Origin of the sequence: Flavobacterium facile, assembly GCF_036321945.1 — a bacterium.
Lineage (GTDB): Bacteria > Bacteroidota > Bacteroidia > Flavobacteriales > Flavobacteriaceae > Flavobacterium > Flavobacterium facile.
In genome coordinates, this window is the sequence record NZ_JAZAYT010000031.1 from 207937 (window position 1) to 233704 (window position 25768).

At 30.9% G+C, this 25768-nt stretch carries 19 protein-coding genes and 1 other RNA gene; 8 read left to right on the top strand and 12 right to left on the bottom strand.

The features are described 5' to 3' along the window. Nucleotide 1: 1 nt before the first annotated feature. On the bottom strand, nt 2-3220 hold the full coding sequence (locus UEQ13_RS07530) for a SusC/RagA family TonB-linked outer membrane protein (protein ID WP_329805730.1): 3219 nt from the start codon (nt 3218-3220) through the stop codon (nt 2-4). A 200-nt stretch (nt 3221-3420) separates the two neighbouring features. Here UEQ13_RS07530 and UEQ13_RS07535 point away from each other — a divergent pair, with 200 nt between their 5' ends. After that, complete coding sequence (locus UEQ13_RS07535; RefSeq protein ID WP_329805732.1) at nt 3421-4116, top strand: ribonuclease HII; 696 nt, start codon at nt 3421-3423, stop codon at nt 4114-4116. Nucleotides 4117-4120: 4 nt separating this feature from the next. Here the strand turns inward: UEQ13_RS07535 and lipB are convergent, their stop codons facing one another. Together lipB and UEQ13_RS07545 are read right to left on the bottom strand one after the other, a co-directional pair. Further along, nucleotides 4121-4813, bottom strand: a complete 693-nt coding sequence (gene lipB, locus UEQ13_RS07540; RefSeq protein ID WP_329805733.1) for a lipoyl(octanoyl) transferase LipB — start codon at nt 4811-4813, stop codon at nt 4121-4123. Between the two features lie 60 nt (nt 4814-4873). Further along, nucleotides 4874-5833, bottom strand: a complete 960-nt coding sequence (locus tag UEQ13_RS07545; RefSeq protein ID WP_329805734.1) for a hypothetical protein — start codon at nt 5831-5833, stop codon at nt 4874-4876. A gap of 113 nt (nt 5834-5946) precedes the next feature. On the opposite strand from UEQ13_RS07545, the gene lysS reads away from it, so the two are divergent. Beyond that, on the top strand, nt 5947-7641 hold the full coding sequence (gene lysS / locus UEQ13_RS07550) for a lysine--tRNA ligase (protein WP_329805735.1): 1695 nt from the start codon (nt 5947-5949) through the stop codon (nt 7639-7641). Between the two features lie 83 nt (nt 7642-7724). Here lysS and UEQ13_RS07555 read toward each other — a convergent pair whose 3' ends face one another. The 5 genes from UEQ13_RS07555 to ffs form a co-directional block, all read right to left on the bottom strand. Next, a complete protein-coding gene (locus UEQ13_RS07555; RefSeq protein WP_329805736.1) occupies nt 7725-10190 on the bottom strand; it encodes a DUF5686 and carboxypeptidase regulatory-like domain-containing protein in 2466 nt (821 codons plus the stop codon). A gap of 86 nt (nt 10191-10276) precedes the next feature. Then, a complete protein-coding gene (locus UEQ13_RS07560) occupies nt 10277-11029 on the bottom strand; it encodes a head GIN domain-containing protein (protein ID WP_329805737.1) in 753 nt (250 codons plus the stop codon). Between the two features lie 63 nt (nt 11030-11092). After that, nucleotides 11093-11506 carry a type II 3-dehydroquinate dehydratase gene (gene aroQ / locus UEQ13_RS07565; protein ID WP_329805738.1) on the bottom strand — a complete coding sequence of 138 codons (414 nt, stop codon included), beginning with the start codon at nt 11504-11506 and terminating at the stop codon, nt 11093-11095. After that, nucleotides 11506-12540 (bottom strand): M28 family metallopeptidase, encoded by a 1035-nt coding sequence (locus UEQ13_RS07570; RefSeq protein WP_329805739.1) that lies wholly within the window; start codon nt 12538-12540, stop codon nt 11506-11508. The genes aroQ and UEQ13_RS07570 overlap by 1 nt, the downstream gene beginning before the upstream one ends. 90 nt (nt 12541-12630) lie before the next feature. Next, an RNA gene (ffs, locus tag UEQ13_RS07575) (signal recognition particle sRNA small type) lies at nt 12631-12728 on the bottom strand. Between the two features lie 87 nt (nt 12729-12815). Between ffs and UEQ13_RS07580 the strand changes: the two genes are divergently transcribed. From UEQ13_RS07580 to UEQ13_RS07595, 4 genes are all read left to right on the top strand, one after another. Beyond that, nucleotides 12816-13868, top strand: a complete 1053-nt coding sequence (locus UEQ13_RS07580; RefSeq protein ID WP_329805740.1) for a glutaminyl-peptide cyclotransferase — start codon at nt 12816-12818, stop codon at nt 13866-13868. A 99-nt stretch (nt 13869-13967) separates the two neighbouring features. Further along, nucleotides 13968-16025: a S9 family peptidase gene (locus UEQ13_RS07585; RefSeq protein WP_407934653.1), complete on the top strand. Its 2058-nt coding sequence runs from the start codon at nt 13968-13970 to the stop codon at nt 16023-16025. 111 nt (nt 16026-16136) lie between these two features. Continuing rightward, a complete protein-coding gene (locus UEQ13_RS07590) occupies nt 16137-17177 on the top strand; it encodes a PLP-dependent cysteine synthase family protein (RefSeq protein WP_329805796.1) in 1041 nt (346 codons plus the stop codon). Between the two features lie 175 nt (nt 17178-17352). Then, nucleotides 17353-21294, top strand: coding sequence for a DUF7619 domain-containing protein (locus UEQ13_RS07595; protein ID WP_329805743.1), 3942 nt, complete (start codon nt 17353-17355; stop codon nt 21292-21294). A gap of 71 nt (nt 21295-21365) precedes the next feature. Here UEQ13_RS07595 and UEQ13_RS07600 read toward each other — a convergent pair whose 3' ends face one another. Then, a complete protein-coding gene (locus UEQ13_RS07600; RefSeq protein WP_329805744.1) occupies nt 21366-21719 on the bottom strand; it encodes a hypothetical protein in 354 nt (117 codons plus the stop codon). A gap of 102 nt (nt 21720-21821) precedes the next feature. Here UEQ13_RS07600 and UEQ13_RS07605 point away from each other — a divergent pair, with 102 nt between their 5' ends. Continuing rightward, nucleotides 21822-22229 carry a hypothetical protein gene (locus tag UEQ13_RS07605; protein ID WP_329805745.1) on the top strand — a complete coding sequence of 136 codons (408 nt, stop codon included), beginning with the start codon at nt 21822-21824 and terminating at the stop codon, nt 22227-22229. 69 nt (nt 22230-22298) lie between these two features. Next, nucleotides 22299-22628 carry a hypothetical protein gene (locus UEQ13_RS07610; protein ID WP_329805746.1) on the top strand — a complete coding sequence of 110 codons (330 nt, stop codon included), beginning with the start codon at nt 22299-22301 and terminating at the stop codon, nt 22626-22628. A 55-nt stretch (nt 22629-22683) separates the two neighbouring features. Here UEQ13_RS07610 and hemL read toward each other — a convergent pair whose 3' ends face one another. From hemL to UEQ13_RS07625, 3 genes are read right to left on the bottom strand one after another with little or no spacing between them, the layout of a single operon-like run. After that, complete coding sequence (gene hemL / locus UEQ13_RS07615) at nt 22684-23970, bottom strand: glutamate-1-semialdehyde 2,1-aminomutase (RefSeq protein ID WP_329805747.1); 1287 nt, start codon at nt 23968-23970, stop codon at nt 22684-22686. Then, nucleotides 23970-24830, bottom strand: a complete 861-nt coding sequence (locus UEQ13_RS07620) for a glucosaminidase domain-containing protein (RefSeq protein ID WP_329805748.1) — start codon at nt 24828-24830, stop codon at nt 23970-23972. The genes hemL and UEQ13_RS07620 overlap by 1 nt, the downstream gene beginning before the upstream one ends. Further along, nucleotides 24827-25669 carry a 1-aminocyclopropane-1-carboxylate deaminase/D-cysteine desulfhydrase gene (locus UEQ13_RS07625; RefSeq protein WP_329805749.1) on the bottom strand — a complete coding sequence of 281 codons (843 nt, stop codon included), beginning with the start codon at nt 25667-25669 and terminating at the stop codon, nt 24827-24829. Before UEQ13_RS07625 ends, UEQ13_RS07620 begins: the two co-directional genes overlap by 4 nt. Between the last annotated feature and the right edge of the window lie 99 nt (nt 25670-25768).

A 25768-nucleotide genomic window follows, 5' to 3' on the forward strand; every position in this document is an offset into this window, starting at 1 on the left:
ATTAAAAAGTTAAGTTTAATGAAACTCCATACGTTTTAGTAGCTGGGTATTGTCCTAAATTAGAAATACCTTGTCCATTACCAGTTGTAAATGAAGCTTCTGGATCTGTATAACCTTGGTTTTTAATACCATTACCGTTGTTTACAAAGAAAATAAATGGATTTCTTGCATTAACACCAAACTTCATAGAAGTAATTCCAGAATTTTTCAACATTTTAGCAGGAATAGAATATGCTAAAGCAATTTCTCTAATCTTAACAACAGATCCATCAACAACTGATAAACTTCCTACATTTCCATTTGTAGCTCCCCAAGTTGGTAAATTTCCTGGAGCAATTGCTATTGTATTTGTAACATAATTTGGAACAGAAGGTGTACCTGAATTAAAAACTGAATTTGGTACTACAAAACCATTTTCTCTATCTACATCACCTGAACCTAAATCACTTCCTGAGAAAAATAAACGGTTATAAGTTTGAGAATAAACGCTATTACCTGCTCTGTAATCTGCAACTGCAGTTAAACTAAAACCTTTATAACTAAAAGTGTTAGAGAAATTGATAATAAAATCAGGATTCACTTTACCTGCTTTTTGTAAAGTAGAAGTAATTAATGGAATACCATTAGAACCAACAATAATGTTTCCATTAGCATCTTTTTGATATTCAGTTGCTTTAATTAAAGGAAATTGTTCTCCAACTACCGCATAAATACCTACACCAGTACCACTCGCTAAAGCAACTTCAGTAACACCAGGATTTAAAGATTTCACAATAGTTTCATAATGTGTATATCCTGTTTTAAAACTCCAGTTAAAACCGTCTGTACTTCTAAATGGAACTACTCCTAAATCAACTTCGAAACCAGTATTACGTAAGTTACCAATGTTATCTTGGTTAGCTAATAAACCAGAAAAAGAAGATGTTGTAGCTCTTGTAATTAATTTTTGAGTATCATTTTGATAAATAGTACCTTCTAAAGTAATTCTATCATTAAATAAACCTAAATTAAGACCTAATTCTTTAGAAATTACAAATTCTGGTTGAATTGTTTGAGTCACCCCAGCTGTTCTTGGATTAAATCCAAAAATATCTACGTTTCCATTATTAAATGGAAAACCATTAGCACCAGGAGAAACATTTGTTAAACCATAAGTATTAATAGCAGAAACACTACCAACTTTAGCGTAGTTAGCATATACTTTAGCATAATTTAAAGTTTTACCTTTTAAAGATTCAAATGCTTTTGTTGGAACAAATGAGATACCAGCAGAAGGATAGAAAAATGCTTTAGGAGCTGCTGATGATCTTTCATAACGTCCTGTTAAATTTAAAAATAAATAATTTTTATAATCTAAATCAACATTAGCAAAACCTGAAGCACGTCTTCTTAACGCATACCCATTTGACAATGAACTTGGTGTGTCTGGTTTAGCCACGTTTTTAATATTATACCAACCTTCAATCTCTAAATTTTTACCACCTTGTTGAGTAAATAAATTATATTGTTCTTGTAAGTTGTTACCAATATTAAATTTCAAATTTAAATCTTTTGATAAATCGTAATCAAAATTCAACATTAAATCACCATAATAATTTCTAGTTGAATTAGTTGTAATATAATAGCTAGATACTTCATATTGATCAGACCCACCTGCAGCAGAATATAATTCTCCATTATAAGTTGGTGAATTTAAAATAGAAGAAAAGTCTAATACGTAATCTTGTTTAAATCCATCATTATGTTGTGTAGAAATTATAGAATTTAACTGAATATTACCATTGTAAGTCGCAGAAATATTCTTATTGATTTCATAGTTCAACTGTAAGTTACCATTAAAGTTATTAGTCTTATCATCAAATCTTTTTTGTTTGATAATTTGAAATGGGTTTAATGCATAAGCCGAAAAGTTATGTGCACTTCCTGAATTTCTGAATTTATTTAAATCAACGTTAGTTGGAGTTTGTAATAATTCATCAATTAAATTTGAATCTGTCTGAGTAACAACTTGATTGGTGTACTGAACAGAACCATCCATCTTAAGTCTTTTTACTCTTTTTCCAGCTTTAAACATGAAAGTATTTCTTTTCAATTTATCACCTTCAACAACAAAATCAGTATCTTGTCTACCGTAGTTAAACATTGTGTATCCATCCTCAGAACCTGCATTAACAGACATATTTGTTTGGAAAACAGTACCTGTTCTGAAGAAATCTTTAACATTATCATACCCTCTTGATTTCCAAGTATCTGTGATCAAAGAACCATCTGCCTGTGGTAAACCAACAGGAACTTGAGTACCAGCCCAAGCTGGATCAGAAAAAGAAGGTCCCCATGATCCATTCTCAAAAGGAGAATATTGAGTATTCCCATTACGCGGATCAGTTGGGTCATTAAAATTGAAATCATAATTTCCTACTCCCCAACCTTGTCCATATTTCTCTTGTTTTTTTGGCAAGAATAAAATATTTTGAAAATCAGCAGAAGTATTTAAAGACACTTCAATTTTAGAAGACTTACTACCTTTTCTTGTAGTAACAACAATTACACCATTTGAACCTTGTTCACCATATAAAGCAGCACCTTGCTGACCTTTAACTACGTTAATAGTTTCAATTAAATCTGGTGACATTTGAGACAAAATAGTAGCTGATGAAATTGCATTATCAATAACTACTAACGCTTCATTGTTACCAGTAAGTGATCTACTACCACGTAATACGATTCTACTAGTAGGATTAACTCCATTAGCAGTCATATTAATTTGTAAACCAGAAACTTTACCAGCTAATGACTGAATTACGTTAGGGTTTGCAGCTTGTGTAAGCTCTTTGCTTTTTACTAACTGAGCTGCTGAAGTCTGAGCATCAACTCTCTTTTTAATACCTAAAGCTCCAACAACTTGAACAACTTCGATATCAGTAGCTGAAGATGAAGTTAAAACTACATTAACAACATTACCAGCACCAACTGTAGCCGTTTGAGAAACTTTTCCAAAAAAAGCAATGTCTAAAACATCACCTTGGCTTGCTTTAATTGAGAATTTACCATTCTCATCAGTTTGAGTACCTAATTTGGTACCCGCAATACTTACAGTAGCACCAGGCAAAGCTTTGCCTTCACTTGTTACTGTACCTGTAACAGTTTTCTGTTGTGCGAAAGAAAACTGCATTGTAAACGCTACTAAAAGCGTAAAAATCCATTTGAACTTCGATCTCATATTAATTTTATTTGAGTTAGTTATTCCGCAAACTTCTTAATAATTTCTTAAATAAACAAATAATACTTCGGAATATTATCAATTTAATTGTGTTAAATTTTTTTAGCTAAAAAAATCAGATTGCCGAAACAACTATACAATAGATGCAAAAAAGTGTTAAAGGTTGCGTTAAAATAATTTATTTTTGTAAAAAATATTTTATGTTAAAGAAATGTTATAACAAAATTTTAATTGAATGTGGCACTGATGAAGCAGGCAGAGGCTGTTTAGCTGGGCCAGTCACGGCTGCTGCAATTATTTTACAATCTCCTAACCTTACCTTAACAAAGGAGAGAAAAAAATTAGAACAATTCGTATTTGAATCCATAAATGATTCCAAACAGCTCACTGAAAAAAAACGTTTTGAACTAAGACCAATTATAGAAAATTTGTTTGATTTTGCATTTACACATATTCAAAATGATGAAATTGATGAAATAAACATCCTAAATGCATCGATGAAAGCTATGCAAGAAAGTGTTTTGAATCTAAAAACACGCCCAGAATTTATTATTGTAGATGGAAACCGACCTATAAATGGAAAATTAGGCATGAAACAAACTTGTGGAAAGATTTTTTTACCAGAAGAAATTGAAATATTAAAATCAATTCCAAGTACTTCCATAATAAAAGGCGATGCAAAATTTTTGAGCATAGCCGCAGCTTCTATTTTAGCAAAAACATACCGTGATGATTTTATGGACAAAATCCACGAAGAATTCCCCATGTATAATTGGAAGAAAAACAAAGGCTATCCTACAAAAGAACATAGAGAAGCCATTAGAAAATACGGTATAACTAAATACCACAGAAAAACATTTAGATTATTACCAGAACAATTGAGTTTAGATTTATAGAAACCTAAATAAATGAACTTTCAAATAAAGCAGAAAAATGTTTTAGAATTTTCTCTTTCACTTCTTGTTCATCAACTCGTTTTCCTAATTCTACATGCATTGAGGTTACTGCTTTACCACGAATACCGCATGGAATAATATTGTCAAAATAACCTAAATCGGCATTTACGTTTAAAGCAAATCCATGCATGGTTACCCAACGAGAAGCTCGAACACCTAAAGCACAAATTTTTCGAGCAAATGGTGTGCCTACATCAAACCACACCCCTGTTTCACCAGGACTGCGTTCTGTTTTTAATCCGTATTCAGCTAAAGTTAAAATAATGGCTTCTTCTAAAAAACGAAGGTATTTATGAATGTCTGTGAAAAAATTTTCTAAATCTAAAATAGGATACCCTACAATTTGACCAGGACCATGATAAGTTATATCTCCTCCTCTGTTTATTTTGTAGAAAGTTGCTCCTTTTTCTGTCAGTTGTTTTTCAGAAAGTAACAAATTGGAAAAATCACCACTTTTACCTAAAGTATAAACATGTGGATGTTCCACATACAAGAAATAATTTGGCGTAACAATTTCTGGATTATTTCTTTTCTGAATTTTTAAATCGACAATTGCCGCAAATAATTCTTCTTGATAATCCCAAGTGTCTTTATAATCTTTATTTCCTAAATCGAGAAGTTGAATTTTTTTGTTCATAATTTAAAGACACAATTTATTTTTAACAAATGAAAATAAATCGCAATTTTTTATCTGTATTTATTGATTTTCAAGTTCAATTGTAAAACTGAGTTTTTCTGGAGCTTTCATGTATTCATCAATAGGAAAAGTAATAAAAACAGTTTTTTTATCTTTACTCAATTTATGATTTTTCACAGATACCGTTTTAATTCTTCTAGGAAATGTATATTCAAGAACATATTTAGAATCTTTAAAACCTTTTTCCATAACCTTACCAACTTTCTTGAACTCTTTATTCATTTTCTTCAAATCGGCTTTACTAACTTTTTCCTCTTCTATTACTTCCTCATCTGAATAATCTTCAACATAAGCTGTATCAACCATCGTTGAATCCGCATAATCTTCATAAACATAAGTCGAATCCTCAACATAAGCTGTTGTATCTGAATCTTCATACATGTCTTCACTTTCATAAGCTGAAGTATCTACAACTATTTCTTTTTTCACTACACTTCTTGAAAATAAATTCCCTTTAAAAGTCAAAGTAGTTTTTGTATCGTTGAACATTCCCCCCATTCCAGACATTGGGTCGCCACTTTTTCCTGTAGCTTTTTGCAAAGTTGATGTTGGAGATTCCATATTATTAAGTTCATCTACATTATTAAATGAACCGAATAATTCAAAATAAGCTTGTCCATTCTTTTTATTCATAACTGAATGAACAGAGAATTTTTCTAATTTTTCAAACATAACAATTTGCTCTGGAGTCAAAGTATCTCCTTTTTTAATTGCCATTTCTTTAAAATCTTTAAAATGAAAAGTACTGTCAATATCCTTATCAGAATCGGAAAAAATTGCTTTTGCAGATTCCTTTTCCTTGCTTCCCATTTTCGAAATCGTTTCTACAAATTTTGACATATTAAAATTATAAGAAACCTTCCCAGTTCCATCAGAATTAATTGTCATTTTTTCAGTAATATTACAACTCACAAATAAAGTTGCCACTAAAAACACAATTACAAATTTTATGTTCTTCATTGTTTTTTTTATTTTTCCCAAAGATACAATTTTGAATTAATTATGCTAAAAAATTCTCACTTTGAAACTATATTTCTATTACCTATCTTTGCGTTCTTAAAATATAAAATATTATGCAACTTTCCGAACAAGAAATCATTAGAAGAGAGAAATTACAAGCCTTAAGAAATTTAGGCATCAACCCTTATCCTGCAGATTTATATCCTGTAAAACACACTTCAAAAACCATAAAGGAAAATTTTGAAGAAGGAAAAAAGGTGGTAGTTGCTGGAAGATTAATGAGTGTAAGAGATCAAGGAAAAGCTGCTTTTGCCGAAATACAAGACAGCGAAGGAAGAATACAAGCTTATTTTAACCGAGATGTGATTTGCGAAGGTGAAGACAAAACATTATACAACCAAGTTTTTAAAAAATTAACCGATTTAGGAGATTTTATTGGAATTGAAGGCGAATTATTCACTACACAAGTTGGAGCGAAATGTATTCGAGTAGATAATTTTACTTTTTTGAGTAAAACCTTACGCCCATTACCTTTTCCAAAAACAGATGAAGACGGAAATGTTCACGATGCTTTTAACGATGCGGAATTACGTTACCGTATGCGTTATGTAGATTTAGTTGTAAATCCGCAAGTGAAAGAAGTTTTCGTAAAAAGAACAAAATTATTCTCAGCCATGAGATCTTTCTTTAACGAAAGTGGTTATATGGAAGTGGAAACACCAATTTTACAATCTATTCCTGGTGGAGCTGCGGCTCGTCCGTTTATGACACACCATAATAGTTTGGACATTCCATTATACATGAGAATTGCAAACGAATTATACTTAAAAAGATTAATTGTTGGTGGTTTTGATGGTGTGTACGAATTTTCTAAAAACTTCCGTAACGAAGGAATGGACAGAACGCACAATCCTGAATTTACCGCAATGGAAATATATGTAGCCTACAAAGATTACAATTGGATGATGGAATTTACCGAAAACCTTTTGGAATATTGTGCTACGAAAGTAAACGACACCACAGATGCTATTTTTGGTGAGCATAAAATTAGTTTTAAAGCGCCATATGCAAGAGTGACTATGACGCAATCTATCATTGATTTCACAGGTTTTGATATTTCTGGAAAAACAGAAGCAGAATTATTTGCAGCCGCTAAAGGAATGGGAATTGACGTGGATGAAACGATGGGTAAAGGAAAACTGATTGATGAAATTTTCGGTGCTAAATGCGAAGGAAATTATATTCAACCAACATTCATCACTGATTATCCTAAAGAAATGTCGCCATTATGTAAACAACACCGTGACAATCCAGATTTAACGGAACGTTTTGAATTAATGGTTTGTGGAAAAGAAATTGCCAACGCGTATTCTGAATTAAACGATCCAATTGACCAACGTGAGCGTTTTGAAGCTCAAATGGCTTTAGCCGAAAAAGGTGATGACGAAGCGAACGGAATTATTGACGAAGACTTCTTACGCGCATTAGAATACGGAATGCCACCAACTTCTGGTTTAGGAATTGGAATGGATAGATTAATTATGTTTTTAACAAATAACGCGTCAATTCAGGAAGTTTTATTCTTCCCACAAATGCGTCCGGAGAAAAAAGTTACTTTTGAATTAACAGAAGATGAAAAATTCATAGTTTCTTTATTAGAAAAAGAAAACAACCAACCAATTGGTGTATTGAAAGAAAAGTCAGCGTTAAGCGGAAAAAAATGGGATGCTGCCATGAAAGCTTTAGCAAAACACGGCTTAACTAAAGTTGTAGTTGACGGCGATAATAAATTAGTGGTTTTAGGATAAACTACACTAATTAACAAACAAAAAACCTCGAAGCAATTAAATTTCGAGGTTTTTTATTTTAATTATTCTTTGATATTTTTTTTTTAAAATTTTAATCCGAACATCAAGCCGTTTTTAGCAACTCCACCTTGAAAACTTCTAACAAAATCAACTCTGAAAATCTTAAGCTTTCCAAAACCAATTCGATCTAAACCAACAGTCATTTCTTGATAAGGTTTATTATCTGAAGTAGCTAGTTGATGAAATCCTGATACAAAATTCCAACCTAATTTATTTAACAAAGGAATTTTATTCATAAAATAACCATTGTCGTTATAATTTACATGTGTTTCGAAATATTGATTATTGGTAGATTGCGTATAATATGGCAATAAATTAAAGCTTGTATTGTACTGACCATCAATTCTAATATGCGTTTGATTTCCGTTGAAATGTTTGTAATCTGCGAAAGAAATATTATCCGCGTTAAAGAACTTACCTGCTTTCAAATTTAGTTGTAAATCACCTTTATTTGCTAATGTTTTTTTATAATTTAAACGAGCTTCTAAAAAGTCATATTCGTAACCTTTTGCAGTAGCTAGAAATGCTTTTGTATAAGTAAAACCTAAACTTGGATATTTTCCTTCATTCATATTCATTTTCCCGTCTGGTCTTGTAATATATTTTTGACCGAAAACAATTCGTGAACTCAAACTAAATTTCGTCAAATGATGTTCCTTAATTGCTGCAACAGCATCAGAATTTGGATTTAACGGATTATTCGAACTGTAAATATCACTTGTTTTATTAATAGCAAAATCAGTTGTATTAAACAAAGGTTTTCTGTTTTCGTAAGCTAAATTCGCATTTAAAAACAAACCGTTTGCTACTTCTCTACCCGTTCCAATTTCAATAAATTCCTTTTCGTATAGTTTCATGAAATTATTTTTAAAAACTAATGAACTTACCGAATTTTCAATCCCTGAAATTGGCTCAGAACTATTAAATTGATTGACTTTATTTCCTCCAGCTAGACGAATATAAGCATCATTTGTATTGTTGAATTTGTGATAAAAACCGGCAGTTGGCCTTACTCTTTTATCTGAAAATCCGTATTGAAAATCGGAAGTAATTGAAGTACTTTTTTGTTTTTCTTCATTATAACTTGAATACGAAAATCCAGAACCAATATGATATCCTTGAACTGTATTGAAATTAAAAGAAGACAAATTAAATAAACCTTGATAATTAAATCGTTTGTCTTTAAAACTATTTTTGTAAGTATAACCCATAATGATTTTAGACAATTTAAACTTGTTTGAAATCACATCAACAGAATCCAAATATACTTGAGAATTTCGAACTTTATAAACACTGTCTTTTTTGATATAATTGGTAGTTTCCTCTTCTGTTAAAGGCACCGGACGGCTTTCTAACCAATAAGAATCATCTTTTTTATTCGATTTTTCTGCAAATGTTACCACTTCACTTCCAAAAGTTTTTTTCTCAAAACTATCTACAAACTTATAATTACTAAAAACATGTGTAAACTTTCCGTTAAATTTCATCATAAAAACTCCTGCTTTAAAATCAAACGATTGCAAACTTTTAACCCACATTTTAGTATCTGGATTAAAATTGTAATTCTGCACCACTTTTAAAGTTTCTAAAATTTCTTGTTGTGCTCTTTTGCCTTTAATATCTAAATCAACAGCATAAACAGCATACGAATCATCAACAATATAAATATAACCTTCAAAAACAGGTTCTTTATCACGTTTTGGGATGACTTTAATCTTATAGATGTAATTATTATAACTATCTGTAAAGGTGTCTTCTATTTTGTATTTGTAATACGTAAAAGCGTTAGAAGCAATTGGCGAAATCATCGGAATATTATAACTAATCGTATTCTGATAAAAATCGTAATTGGTATTAATTGCGGTGTTAAAACTGAATCCATTATCGTTTCCAGCGACTTTACTTGCTAAAATTTCTTCTTTTAAATTGTTTGGTTTTTCGAACTTAATTTTAGAAACAGTTTCTGATTGATAGATAATTCCAGCACCAGTAGAATCAAGGTTTCCTTCTAAATCTCCAATTTCAAGACCCATGAATTTCTTCGGAATATCTTTTACTCTAAAGATTCCTCTAGAATAAAAATCAGCCTCAAATTTATCTGTTTTATCGGTGTTTTTTTTACGATTAGCAATGGCGTTTCTTATAATTCCATTAGCAGGATTCTCGCTAGTTTTAACTACCACTTCTTCAATTGAATATTGTTCATCTGATAAAGTAGCATTTATTACTGTTGGAAAAGAAGTAATTTCTTTGGTAATCGTTTGAGTTTTGTAACCTAAAATCTGAAAAACTAAGGTATAAGTACCTGTTTTTTTAATGTTTAATTCATATTCTCCATTTTCATTTGAAGAAGTTCCGATATAAGTTTTTTCAACAGTTACACTTGCATAAGGCAAAGCGTTTCCATTTGAATCTGTAACTTTCCCTCTAATTTGAGCGAATGAAAAACTTGTAATTAGTGCTAAGGCGAATAATAATTTAAATTTCATAAGTGGCATTTAATATTTAATGTTAATAATTAGGTATATGTACACATTTATTATTTTTTGTTACAGAAATTTCTTAATAATTTATTTTATTTTACTTGTTCCACAGAACCTGAAGTACTTTCAGTAACCTTTACTTTATCTGATTTTCCATAATATTTTATAGATGCGCTTGTAGAAGCAGTAGCGTCTAAACCTTTTAATGCTAAAACATTAACTTCTGAAGAAGTAGTTGCTAAAACTTGAACAACATTTGCTTGTAACTCTTTCGCGTCACAATTTGAAGAACTTGATGCATCAATCGCTAAATTGTTTGTTTTACCTTTTAAATCGACAGTAGAACTACTACTTAAATTTACAGCAATATCTTGAGTTGACAAATTTAAAGCCACATTTGAACTTGAAGAAGCGTCTATAAAAATGGAATTACAAGTCACATTTCCTGAAAAATCACCACTTGAAGAAGTATTTATTTTTAACAGACTAACATTTAAATTGTTTTTAATTGAAAAAGTTGCAGATGAACTTACCGTAACACTTCCAATTCCTTTATTCGTAACTGAAACAAGTAATTTACTCGTGTCAATATTTTTAAAATACTTATCGTTATCAATATAAATTCTCAGAATATTATTCTTTGCTTCGACTTTTAAATATTTCATCAAATCTTTTTCCCAACTAACCACAACACTTTGGGTTGCACCTTGCGTATACATTACATTTACACTAGTTGACGCCTTAATTGCTGTAAAATTTCCGACAACTCTGTTCTCGTTTATTTGCGCGAAAGAAATACTAATCATTGCAAAAAAAGCAATAATAAATAGGTTGGTTTTTTTCATTTTTATTATAGGTATTAGATTCTAATTTTATAGACGATTTTTAATTCAAAAAGGTTGCATTAGTTATAAAAAACTTTGCAAAGCCAATGTATAACTTTGCAAACCAAAACCAATAATCACCCCTTTTGCATTTGGAGAAATATAAGATTGATGGCGAAATGTTTCTCTTGAAAAAGTATTAGAAATATGAACTTCTATTACAGGTGAAGTTATCGCTTTTACGCAATCACCAATAGCCACAGAAGTATGCGTATAAGCGCCTGCATTCAAAACTATTCCATCATAAGTAAAGCCAACTTCTTGTAATTTATTGATGATTTCCCCTTCTACATTAGATTGAAAATATTCTAATTGCAAGGTTGGAAATTGAGATTTCAACTCCTTAAAAAACGAATCGAAATCTTGATTTCCATATATTGAAGTTTCTCGTTGTCCTAATAAATTCAAATTAGGTCCGTTCAGAAGTAGTAATTGCATTATTTTCCGTCTTTATCAACCACAATTTTATTTTCTCTGTTTGCCAATTCCCAAGCTAAAGTAAAGGCTAATTTCACACGCATTGTTAACAAATCGTATTCAATTTTGTCAGCTGTATCGTTTGGCCCATGATAATCTTCATGCACACCATTAAAAAAGAAAATTGAAGGAATTCCTTTTTTTGCAAAGTTGTAATGATCAGAACGGAAATAAAACTGATTTGGATCATTTCTAGCATTAAAAGTATAATCTAAATTTAATCCAACATATTTCGTATTCATTTCTTCATTTATCGAATGTAATTCAGAACTTAACCTATCAGAACCAATAACATATATATATTTTCCATTCTCTTTATGAGTTCCAATAGTATCTCTACGACCTACCATATCAATATTAATATCGGCAACAGTATTTTTTATAGGAAATAAAGGGTTTTCAGAATAATATCTTGAACCATGTAATCCATGTTCTTCACCAGTTACATGTAAAAATAAGATTGAACGTTTTGGAGCGTGACCTTCTTTTTTAGCTTCAGCGAAAGCTTTTGCGATTTCAATTAATGAAACAGTTCCTGAACCATCATCGTCAGCGCCGTTAAAAACTTCGCCATTTTTCATACCAATATGATCATAATGTGCAGAAATAATAACTACTTCTTCTGGTTTTTCTGCACCTGGAATAAAAGCCCAAATATTTTCAGAGTCTCCCAATTTTGGAGAAAACCCTTTTTTCATGAATTCTGAAGGTACTTTTTGGTAAAAATCAGTTGAACCTGGAGGATTTTTAATCCCTAACGCTTTGTATTGCTCAATAATATATAAACCTGCTTTTTTCTGACCTGCTTCACCTGTATTTCTTCCTTCCATTTCATCAGAAGCAATAACGTGAAGATTTTTAGATAAACTAGCTTCATTAATAGTGTTCATGTATTTTGAAACATCAACAACCTTTTTTGGAGTAACAATAGCTTTTTTTGAAGAACAACCCAGTAAAAAGACTGAAGTTGTAAGTAGTAGTAATAACTTTTTCATTTGTATTGGTTTAAGACAATACAAATCTAATTAAAAAAGTTTTATACCAATAAATTTTATAAGAATTTTATGAAGCGAAGTAAAATAAAAAATGGCAAGCGACCTACATCGCACCGCTACAACCACATACCTTTGCTGCGTTCCCACCCTGGAGGATTTTGAGGGAGCTGGTCGTGTAGGACTTGCCGGTGCAAATATACAATCTTTTATTATTTTTGCAAATCAAAAATTAGTTTAAAATAAATTGTAATATTGTAGTATTAATATTTACGGAAATGAAAAAAATTAACTTACTAATAATCACATCATTAAGTGCTCTTTTATATAATTGCGGCAACACAGAAAAATTATTTTCTATAGCTTCAAAAGACCTAAAACAAGTCTACAAACCGAATGAAAGTGTAAATTTAAGTGTAGAAAACGCAGAAAACACCACAATTGATTCAGTAGTTTATTATTCAAATGATATCAAATTAGGTACATCTGCAAATAATAAAATCATCAACTTTAAATTAGACAAATTACAATTTGGGGTTCAAGATATCAAAGCAGTTGTTTATTATGAAGGTCAAAATGTAGAATGTTTAACGTCTTTTGAATTGATTTCTAACATTACTCCAAAATTATATGAAACTAAAGATTATACGATTTTGAATACATATAATCACGATTCAAACGCTTATACACAAGGTTTAGAGTTTTACAATGGAACTTTATTAGAAGGAACTGGACAAAACGGCGAATCAACTTTAAGAAAAACAGATTATAAATCGGGTAACGTTTCTAAATCTATACCATTATCACCTGATTATTTTGGAGAAGGAATAACCGTTTTTAATGGTAAAATTTATCAATTGACTTGGAAAAATAAAGTTGGTTTTATTTATAATGCTGATACTTTCGTTCAAGAAAAAACATTCAATTATTTCGCAGATATCGAAGGTTGGGGATTAACGCATAACGACAAACATTTAATAATGAGCGATGGAACTAATAAAATTTACTTTTTAAATCCTGAAACTCAAAAATTGGCACGTTCTATTAACGTATATTCTGATACGAATGCTATTTCAGAATTAAACGAATTAGAATGGATTGACGGAAAAATTTGGGCCAACATTTACCAAAAAGATGCGGTAGTTATCATCAATCCTGAAAACGGTGCTGTAGAAGCTGTCATTGATTTTTCAGCATTGAAAACAAAAAATAAAAAAACATTATCAGAAGGAGATCAAGTTTTAAACGGAATCGCCTTCAACCCAACAACAAAAACTGTATTTGTTACTGGGAAAGATTGGGATAAAATGTTTGAAATCAAGTTAAAATAATTTTCAAAAACCAAAACTACTACTATGAAAAAAATAATCTTAGCATCAGTTTTACTGATATTTAGCATACAATTACATTCACAAAACAAAAAGAAGAAAATGAATAAGATGCAACCGCCTGTAGCGAAAATAATCCCTAAAAAATTAGAAAAACACGGAGATGTGAGAACCGATAATTACTATTGGTTAAATGAAAGAGAAAATCCGGAAGTGATTGATTATTTAAATAAAGAAAACGAATATTACCAAAAATCTACAGCGCATACCAAACAATTTCAAGACGATTTATTCTTAGAAATGAAAGCTAGAATTAAGGAAGACGATAGTTCTGTTCCTTATTTTTATAACGAATATTGGTACATCACGCGTTTTGAAACTGGTAAAGACTATCCAATTTACGCTAGAAAAAAAGGAAGTTTAGACGCCAAAGAAGAAATTTTATTCGATTGCAATGAAATGGCAAAAGGACAATCTTATTTCAATTTAAGCGGAATGAGTGTAAGTGGCGACAATAAATTAGTGGCTTTTGGTTTAGATTTAGTTTCTAGAAGACAATATACTATTCAAATTAAAAATTTAGAAACAGGCGAAATCCTTTCTGACAAAATCGAAAATACTACTGGTGGTTCAAGCTGGTCTACAGATAATAAAACCCTTTTCTACACGGGAAAAGACGCACAAACCTTACGATCTGATAAAGTTTTCAAACATAAATTAGGCACAAATGCTGCCGAAGATGTTTTAGTTTTTCATGAAAAAGATGATACTTACAACACATTTGTTTATAAAGAAAAATCGAAGAAATACATGATAATTGGTTCTGGAAGTACGCTTACAACCGAATACCAAATTTTAGAAGCAGACAATCCTGATGGCACTTTCAGAATTTTTCAACCAAGAACTCGTGGATTAGAATATTCTATTTCTTTCTATAAAGACAAATTTTACATCTTAACGAATGCGGACAAAGCGACCAATTTCAAATTAATGACAACGGCTGAAAATGCTACATCAAAAGAAAATTGGACGGATTTGATCCCACATAGAAAAGACGTTTTATTAGAAGGCATCGAAATTTTCAAAAACTATTTAGTGGTTGAAGAACGTTCAAACGGATTAAACAAAATTCAAATTAAACCATGGGATGCTTCGGGCGATTATTACTTGCCTTTTAACATTGAAACCTACACATGTTACACGACTTCAAACGTAGATTTCAATACAGACATTTTACGTTACGGCTACCAATCTATGGCAACTCCGTCATCTGTGATTGATTTCAATATGAAAACCAAAGAAAAAACCATCTTAAAAGAACAAGAAGTTTTAGGTGGGAAATTCGACAAAAACAATTACATAGAAGAAAGAATTTGGGCTACAGCTACTGACGGAACAAAAATTCCAATGAGTATGGTTTACAGAAAAGGCATCAAAAAAGACGGTAAAAACCCATTATTACAATATGCTTACGGTTCTTACGGTTCGTCAATGGATCCTTATTTTTCTAGTACGCGTTTGAGTTTAATGGACAGAGGATTTATTTACGTTATCGCTCACATTCGCGGTGGAGAAGATTTAGGAAGAGAATGGTACGAAAACGGAAAACTATTAAAAAAGAAAAACACATTTACCGATTTTATCGATTGTAGTAAATACTTAATTGCTGAAAAATATACTTCTGCCGAACATTTATATGCGGAAGGTGGTTCAGCCGGTGGCTTATTAATGGGTGCGATTGTAAACATGAATCCAGAATTATACAACGGTGTGATTGCACAAGTTCCTTTTGTGGATGTAATTACAACCATGTTAGACGATTCTATTCCGTTAACAACTGGAGAATATGACGAATGGGGAAATCCAAACGAGAAAAAATATTACGACTACATGTTGTCTTATTCGCCATACGATCAAGTAAAAGCGCAAGCTTATCCAAACATGTATGTTTCAACAGGATTACACGATTCGCAAGTACAGTATTTTGAACCAGCCAAATGGGTAGCAAAATTAAGAGTCATGAAAACGAACAACAAACAATTATTTTTAGATACGAATATGGAAGCTGGTCACGGTGGAGCTTCAGGAAGATTCGAAGCATTGAAAGAATTAGCGAAAGAATTTGCTTTCTTATTCGATTTAGAGAAAATTAAAAAATAAATTAAAGAATGATTTGTCAATCTGAACTTGTTTCAGATTCTTGATTATTATTTTAGATTCTGAAACAAGTTCAGAATGACAGATGCAATATTTAAAGATATGATAGCAAACATGAAGAAGGAGATAACAGCATACAACTCTGTTTTAGAATTAGTTGGAAATACACCAATTATTAAATTAAATAAAATTGCTGCAGGATTAAAAGGGAATTTTTACGCAAAAGTAGAAGCTTTCAATCCTGGTCATTCAGCAAAAGATAGAATTGCCATGCATATTATCAACAGTGCGGAAGAAAAAGGCATTTTAAAACCAGGTTCAACTATTGTAGAAACAACTTCTGGAAATACTGGGTTTAGTTTGGCAATGATTAGCATTATCAAAGGTTACAAATGTATTTTAGCTGTAAGTGATAAATCGTCTCCAGATAAAATTGACATGCTAAAAAGTATGGGTGCAAAAGTATATGTTTGTCCTGCAAGTGTGGCTGCTGATGATCCAAGAAGTTATTATGAAGTGGCGAAAAGAATTCACAAAGAAACTCCGAATTCTATTTACATCAATCAGTATTTTAATGAATTAAATATTGATGCCCATTATTGCAGTACAGGAAAAGAAATTTGGGAACAAACAGACGGTTTAGTGACGCACGTTGTCGTTTGTAGTGGAACTGGCGGAACCGTTTCTGGAATTGGAAAATATTTAAAAGAAAAAAATCCACTAATTAAAGTTTTAGCTGTGGATGCTTATGGTTCTGTTTTGAAAAAATACCACGAAACCAAAGAATTTGACGAAAAAGAAATCTATTCGTATAAAATTGAAGGTTTGGGTAAAAACTTAATTCCAACTGCAACCGATTTTGATATTATTGACCAATATGTAAAAGTTACCGATAAAGAAAGTGCTTTAATGGCGAGAGAAATCTCAAGAACCGAAGGTTTATTTGTAGGCTATACTTCTGGAGCGGCGTTTCAAGCAGTAAAACAATATGCAGCATTGGATGCATTTGACGAAAACAGTAATGTAGTTGTCGTTTTCCCAGACCATGGTTCACGTTATATGAGTAAAATTTACAGCGACGAATGGATGCAAGAACAAGGCTTTTTAGACACTGAAAATATAGATGATTCGATGAAGATTGAGATTATTAAATAATTAGAATTTTATAAATCATACGAAAATCCTCATTTTAATTTAATTTGAGGATTTTTTTGTGGGATTTATTTATATTTACAAACAATAAAAATATTGGTAATATTTATAACTAGAAAAATGTAGCTAATTATAAATTTACATACATTATCTACAAACCAAATTTAAAATACCAAAAATGAAAAAAATAGTACTCGTACTTATCTTAATAACGAATCATTTATTATTTGCACAAGTTCAACACATAAATATTGGTCAAGAAGAATCATTAAACCAATTTGTTGAAGTTATGAATCAGTTCAGTCCGAAAAACCATCCTGGGACTGGGACAAAACAGCAAATAGTTTGGAAATCACAAGACAACATTTATTTATACGGTAATGACAATTTAGCTTATAATTCTGGAAATTCTTCATTTTGGGTTTACAATTTAAACATTAAACAGTGGAAATGCTTACAAGACAATAATGTTGCTACAAATTTTGGTACAAAAGGAGTTTTTAACACTACAAACACACCTGGTAGACGATCTCAAAGTATAACATTTGTTGACAATAGTGGAAATCTTTTTCTTTTAGGTGGAACTTATGGGGGCGGAACAAATGATTTATGGAAATATGACATATCATTAAATCTATGGGCATGGATTGGCGGTTATGATAATCATGCCGCTGGAATTGTAGGGAATTATGGACCAATTGGAGTTGAATCTTCATCTTATTTTCCATCTTCAAGAATTTTTTCAAATCCAATTGTGTCGAATGATGGAATGATATATATTTATGGTGGCCACGCTCCAACTTTTGACGGTTATGATAGGTATGATTTATGGAAATACAATCCTAACAACAATTCATGGACTTTACTTTACAAACCAACAAACAATTCACAAAACATAGGAATAATTGGCGTTGAAGATACAAACAATCGACCTGGCTGTTTATTAGGCTATACTTCATGGTTTTTTGATAATTGTTTATGGTATTATGGAGGTTCATCTGAAAATAATACTGCAGTAAATTCTGTTCAGAAAAAAGTTTGGAAATTTAATCTATTAACGCAAAAATGGACTTGTGTAAAAGATCCAAATACAATTGATGCTATATATGGTCAACAAAACACAAGTAATATTGTTAATACTCCTCCATCTTTAATACACATGTCAAATTCTGTAGTTCATAACAATGAAGCTTATTTTATTGGAGGCTATGAATTAGGTGGAAATACTACTAATGAATTAAACAGAGGGCATCATGGCAGTCTTTGGAAGTATAATATGCTCACAAATCAATGGACTTGGCTAAAAGGAAAGCAATTAACAAAACATCCAGGATTCCATGGAAAAAAAGGTATCGAACGTAGCGAAAATTTACCTTCATCTCGTCTTAATTCTTTTTTATTGATTGAAAATAATGCACTAAAACTATATGGCGGTAATGCTTTTCAAGCAAACGGAGCCATTAACACACAAGAGTTTTGGAATTACAACATTTCAACAAATAATTTTACTTGGATTGATGGAATAACCACTAGATATGATCACATTAATCAAAATTCGACTTACTATTTTGAAGAATTAAATACAGCATCTGTTTATAATGTTGTAGAACCTACTAAATTGAAATGGGGCGAAAAAGGATCTAAACTTTGGTTTTTTAATACGTTAAATAATCAGCCATTCCTTGGAAATGCTTTTTTTGGTGGAATGTTTGAATATGATATTGAAACTTCAACTTGTTATAAAATAAAAGAGTTTGGCTCAACGCCATACAATTACGGTGTTTATGGTCAAAAAAATGTAGCTGATGTTTCAAATATTCCTCCATATAGAGAAAATGCTTGCTTATGGGAAACTGACACTAAATTATATTTAATGGGTGGCTTTGGTATGACTGGTTATTCTTATTATTATAATGATTTTTGGGTATTTGATAAAGCCACAAAAAATTGGACTTGGATTGGTGGTTCAAAAAACAATGACACACCTTATACTTTTTATTCAAATATTGGAGAAGCAAATTCAAATAATTACCCTAGAAGTCGTGCAAAAGCTCAAACTTGGGTGGATGCTGATGGTAATCTTTGGTTGTTTTCAGGTGTAAATGATCAAAGTTATTATTTAAATGATTTTTGGAAGTTTGACACTATTACTAATCAATGGGTATTAATGGGTGGTAATCAAAATAATTGCACAAATAGTTCAGCCTATTTTTTAGATACTTACCCACCATTTGTTCATAGTGCTGCTACTTGGTCAAAAGGAAATGATTTGTATTTTTATGGAGGTAATGGTTTAGGTAAAGAATCCAACCTATTTACCGCAGGGCTATTAAGTGATATTTGGAAATATTCAACCACAAATAACGTTTGGACAAAAGTTCTTGGCAATAGAAAAATTGGCATTAATGGAAGTTATGGAATAAAGGAATACGGGTTTATAACTAATGTTCCCAGCTCTCGAAAAGATTTTGTGTCATGGTCGGACATTTACGGTAATTTATGGTTGTATGGTGGATTTGGAAAAGGAACTTCTGGAAACTCTCAATCAGATTTATTTGATCTTTGGAAATATGATCTTACTTTAAATCTTTGGATTTGGATGGATGGCTTAAATTATCAACCAAGTCCGTTTGACCCATTATTTGATGCAAATAATTATAATTTTCCAAAAAGGGTTATAGACAGGTCTGTTACATATAAAAGTAATAATAAATATTTTTTAGCATCTGGAATTTCAAATAATCTTTGGGAATTTGACTTTAATTCATATCAAAAAGATTATAATAGTATTGAAGGAACGGCAAGATTTGATGTAAATAATAACTGTGACATAAATGATATTGTTGTACCTAATTTAAAACTTAAGATAAACAATTCAACTGATAATCAGTTTTATACCAATTTAGAAGGCTACTACAAAATTTACACTCCTTTTCAAAACAACACATTAGAAGCTGTTGGATTAGCTGAAAACAATACCTTTTTTAACATAAATCCAACAACTACAACAATTAATTTTTCTGGATTTAATAGTACACAGATTCAAAACTTTTGTGTTTCTCCAAACGGTTTACATAATGATGTTGAAATTGTTGTTATTCCAATCATTGATGCGCGTCCAGGATTTAACAACCTATATAAAATCATCTATAAGAACAAAGGAAATTCAACAATCTCTGGATCTTTACAATTCAATTATAACGATAATATAAATGATTACATTAGTTCTTCAATTCCTCCAACATTACAAAGTTTTGGATCATTAGAATGGACTTATAACAATCTAGTTCCTTTTGAAAGTAGAAGTATTATGGTAACTTTAAATCTAAACACGCCAATAGAAACACCAGCAGTTAATGGCGGCGATTTAATCAATTTCATAGGTATAATTTTGCCTTTAGCAGGAGATGAAAACTCTAATGATAATACTTTTACATTAAGTCAATTAGTAGTAAATTCATTTGACCCAAATGATAAAATATGTTTACAAGGTAATTTGGTAGAAGCAAATAGAATTGGAAATTATGTTACTTATAAAATCAGATTTAAGAACAATGGAACTTCAAAAGCACAAAACATCGTTATTAAAGACAATATTGATCCTAATAAATTTGATATTGAAAGCATTATAACTTTAGATGCGAGTCATAACTACAGAAAATTAATAACATCAACTAATAACTTAGAATATCATTTTGAAAATATAAATCTCCCATATGATAATGCCAATAATGATGGCTATGTTGTTTTTAAAATCAAAACAAAATCAACGCTTGTTGCAGGTGATACCTTCAGTAATTTAGCTAATATATATTTTGATTACAATTCTCCAATAGTAACAAACAATTACACAACAACCATTCAAAACACTTTAGGATTACAGGAAAATGAATTGTTAAATACAATTTCAGTTTATCCAAATCCAGTAAAAGATATGTTGCATTTTCAAACAAAAGAAAAGGTCTTGAAAGTAGAAATTTATGATGTTGCGGGTAGAATAGTAAGCTCAAAATCTATAATTGAAAATAAAATAAATTTAAGCGAATTAAAAGCTGGAAACTATTTCCTTAAACTTTATACTGAAAAAGGGATAATGCATACTAAAATCATAAAAGAATAAAAATGAGGTTTTATAATTAATTAAAAAATCGGCACGTATGCCGATTTTTTTTTTGTATTAACAAACCCCTTTCAGATTTGCACTATAACAACTTTATTTCCATTTCTTGCAACTTTATTTCCATTTCTTGCAAATTCATTTCCATAACTTGTATAGTTATTTCCATATCTTACATAAGTATTTCTATAATTTGCATAGTCATTTCCATATCTTGAATAGTCATTTCCATAACTTAGATCGGGATTTTCATAACTTGCATAGTCATTTCCATAACTTATATCCGTATTTCCATAACTTACATCCGTATTTCCATAACTTCCATAGTCATTTCCATAAATTACAACAGTATTTCCATAACTAACATCCGTATTTCCATAACTAACATCCGTATTTCCATAACTCGCATAGTCATTTCCAATTTTCACAACTTCATATAAAATATTCTTACTGCGAAAATCTTTTCTTCAACTGATATTAAACCATTTCCGAATTAAAGTGTCCAATACTAAACTTTAAAATTAATAGATATGAAAAATGTAGTAAAGAAATTAGTAGTTGTAATGGCGTTAGTCCTTTCATTCGGAGTTTCAGCTCAAGACAGAAGAGAAAAAATGAAAAACGCCACTCCGGAAGAAAGAGTAGCAATGAGAACGGAAAAAATGTCTGAAAAATTAGGCTTAGACGAAAATCAGAAAAAGAAAGTAAAAGAAATTTTAACTGCTCAGCAAAAAGATAATAAAACAACAAGAGAAGAAATAAAAGCGGAAAGAGAAAAAGCACGTGTTCAAATGAAAGCAAACATGAAAAAACAGCACGAAGAGTTGAAAGCAAAACTAAAACCAATACTTACAGAAGAGCAGTTTAAAAAGTGGGAAGCGATGCAAAATGAAAATATAGAGAAAGGAAAAGAGAGAAGAAATCATAAAAAAAGATAAATATTATTAAAAAATGCTTCCATATTGAAAATATTTTTTATTTTTGGTAAAACTATTAAACAAATTACAATGAAAAATTTATTAGGCGCTCTTGTTTTATTCTTAGCTTTTACAGTAAATGCAAGTGCTCAGGAGTTCAAAAAAGTAGATGAAAAAGCTGAAGCGAAAACTAATTTAGCTGCTCTTTCAGAAGTTGTTTCTCTTGAACAAGGAACTTTAAAAGAAGATTTATTCCGTTTATTTGAATACAAATTCAGAAATTTAAACGACAATCTTTCAGCAGATAGTAAAGCTGAATTAGCTAAAATCATTGAGTTAAAATTAAGAGCTACTCTTACAGATGATCAAATAAAAATTGTAGAAAAGAAAGAAGGTTTGTTGAAAAAATTAACAAACTAAAAATAAAAAAATCCCGTCAGTTTGAACTAGACGGGATTTTTTTTACTTATTATTACTATAAAATCTTAGCGACTTCGTTGATACATTTTATAGTGTAATCTAAATCTTCATATGTTAACGCATCTGTAATAAACCAAGTTTCATAAGCAGATGGAGCAATATAAATACCTCGGTTTAATAATTCGTGAAAGAATTTTTTAAATCTATCGTTATCACCATTTTTTGCGGTTTCAAAATCGTATACTTCGTTTTTATCAAAATGAACTGAAATCATTGACCCTACTCTATTTATAGTAAATTCAATATTGTTTTCAGATAAAACTTTGTCGATTCCTTTTTCTAAGTAAGCTGTTTTCTCATCTAAACGGTTAAAAATTTCAGAATCTGAATTTAATTCTAACAACATTTGGTAACCTGCAGCCATCGCTAACGGATTCCCAGACAATGTTCCCGCTTGATACACAGGACCAAGAGGCGACAACATATTCATAATTTCATTTCTTGCGGCAAAAGCACCAACTGGCAAACCACCGCCAATTACTTTACCAAAACAAACAATATCAGCATCTACATCATACAATTCTTGAACACCACCTTTTGCTAAGCGAAATCCCGTCATAACTTCATCAAACACTAATACTGCGCCGTTTTCTACACAAAGTTGCTTTAAACCTGACAAAAACCCGCTCTTAGGAGGAATACAACCCATATTTCCTGCAACTGGCTCAACAATTATAGCGGCAATTTCATTTTTATTCGCTTCAAAAAGTGCTTTTACATTTTCTAAGTCGTTGTATTTTGCTAACAACGTGTCTTTTGCTGTTCCTTCAGTAACTCCTGGACTATTTGGTACACCAAAAGTACTTAAACCACTTCCAGCAGCAATTAGAAACGAATCGGAATGCCCGTGATAACACCCTGAAAATTTAATTATTTTATCACGTTTTGTATAACCACGTGCTAAACGAATAGCGCTCATACAAGCTTCTGTACCTGAATTTACAAAACGAATTTTATCAATATTTGGCACCATTGAAACCGCTAATGCTGCAATTTTTGTTTCCAATTCAGTTGGCGCTCCAAATGAAGTTCCTTTTTTTGCTTTTTCAATAATGGCATTAATTACCGGTTCATGAGCATGGCCTAAAATCATTGGTCCCCACGAATTGATATAATCGATATATTTATTTCCGTCTTCATCATATAAATAAGCACCTTTGGCTTCTTTTATAAAAATGGGAAAACCACCAACTCCTTTAAATGCTCTTACTGGCGAATTTACACCGCCAGGAATTACTTCATTCGCTTCAATAAATAACTGACTACTTCTTTGATATAACATTATTTTTTTACTTTTAATTTTTGACCAATTGATATTCCAGAATCTAAAATATTATTTAAATTTTTTAATTCGTCCACGGATAAATTATATTTTTTAGACAACGAATATAAAGTATCTCCTTGTTGCACAATATGTTCTCCAGCAATTTGAGTCACAACTCTAGGTTTCGGAACAAAATTTCTTCCTAAAACTTCGTTATCAATTTTATACAATTCATAACGTTCGATAATTCCAATTAATTTTGAAGGATACAAAGTATCAGTTGCGTAACCCGCTTGTTTTAAGCCATTTGCCCAAGATTCGTAATCGCCTTTATCTAATTTAAAAAGGTTTTCATATCTTTTTCTTGAAGATAAAAAAGACGAATGATCTTTATAGGATTCTGCAGGATCTTTGTATTTTCTAAAACATTCTTGTTCGGCATCATCATCATATTTTATAGATTCTCCCATCCATCCAGTATGACATTTAATTCCGAAATGATTATTTGCTTCTTTTGCTAGTTGTCCAAAACCAGCACCTGATTCTAAAATTCCTTGTGCCATGGTAATACTTGCAGGAACACCGTGCACTTTCATATTACTTTTAGCAGTTTCTTTAAAATCTGAAATGTATTTTTTCACATCTTCTGTTGTCGCTTTCACTTTTGAAGTCGCAACTAAAACCTCACTTCCCGATGAATTTGATTCCTTTGGAGTGTTTTTAATTTCTGGTTTGACTGTTGGAGCTGTTTTTACAGGATACCTTTTAGTTACAGGATAACTTTTGGTACTTGTAGTTCTTTTAGTAGTTCTAATTTTAGAACTTCCACAACTTATAAAAAGTAGAGAAATAAATAGTATTACAATTTTCTTCATCATATTAGTATCTTCGTTTTTCCTTTTTTTTCTAATGTTTTATTCATTCCAGCAATGCCTTGTAAACCACCGGTATGAATGGCAAGAATTTTTGAATTTGCAGGAAAATAATTATTCTCAATTAAATTCATAATTCCGAACATCATTTTACCCGTGTAAATCGGATCTAAAGGAATTTGATATTTCAAATAGAAATTATTTATAAAATCTATTAATTCATCAGTCACTTTTCCATAACCACCAAAATGGTACTCACAATTTACTGTCCAATTTTGTTTGTTTGCAAATTTAGCAATATCATTTTGTAAAAAATCACCTTTTAAAGAAGAAAATCCAATAATATTCTGATTGTTTGCAGAACTATTAATTATTCCAGTAATTGTACCGCCAGTTCCAATAGAAGTACAGATATGTGTAAATTGCGAATCTGTTTCTGTTAAAATTTCCTCACAACCTTTGATGGCTAATTCATTGGTTCCACCTTCGGGAAGCAAATAAAATTCTCCAAAATCTTTTTGTAGTTGTTCGATGAAGTCTGTAGTTTCCTTTAGTCGATACTGTTCTCTTGAAATAAAAACGAATTTCATTCCTAAATTTTGTGCCTGTAACAAACTTGGGTTTTCAGAAATTTTATCTTGTAATTCTTCTCCTCTGATAATTCCGATGGTTTCAAAACCGAAGGCCTCACCTGCTCCAGCAACCGCAACAATATGATTGGAAAAAGCGCCACCAAAAGTTAATAAGACTTTTTTATTCTGTTTTTTTGCTTCTTCGATATTATATTTTAATTTTCGAAACTTATTTCCGGAAATAATAGGATGCAGTAGATCTTCTCTCTTCATATGAAGAGAAATAGCATTTGGAAAAACCGTATATATATGTTGATTTTCAGACATAAAAAATCCCGAATAAGAATTACCTATTCGGGATTAAATATAATT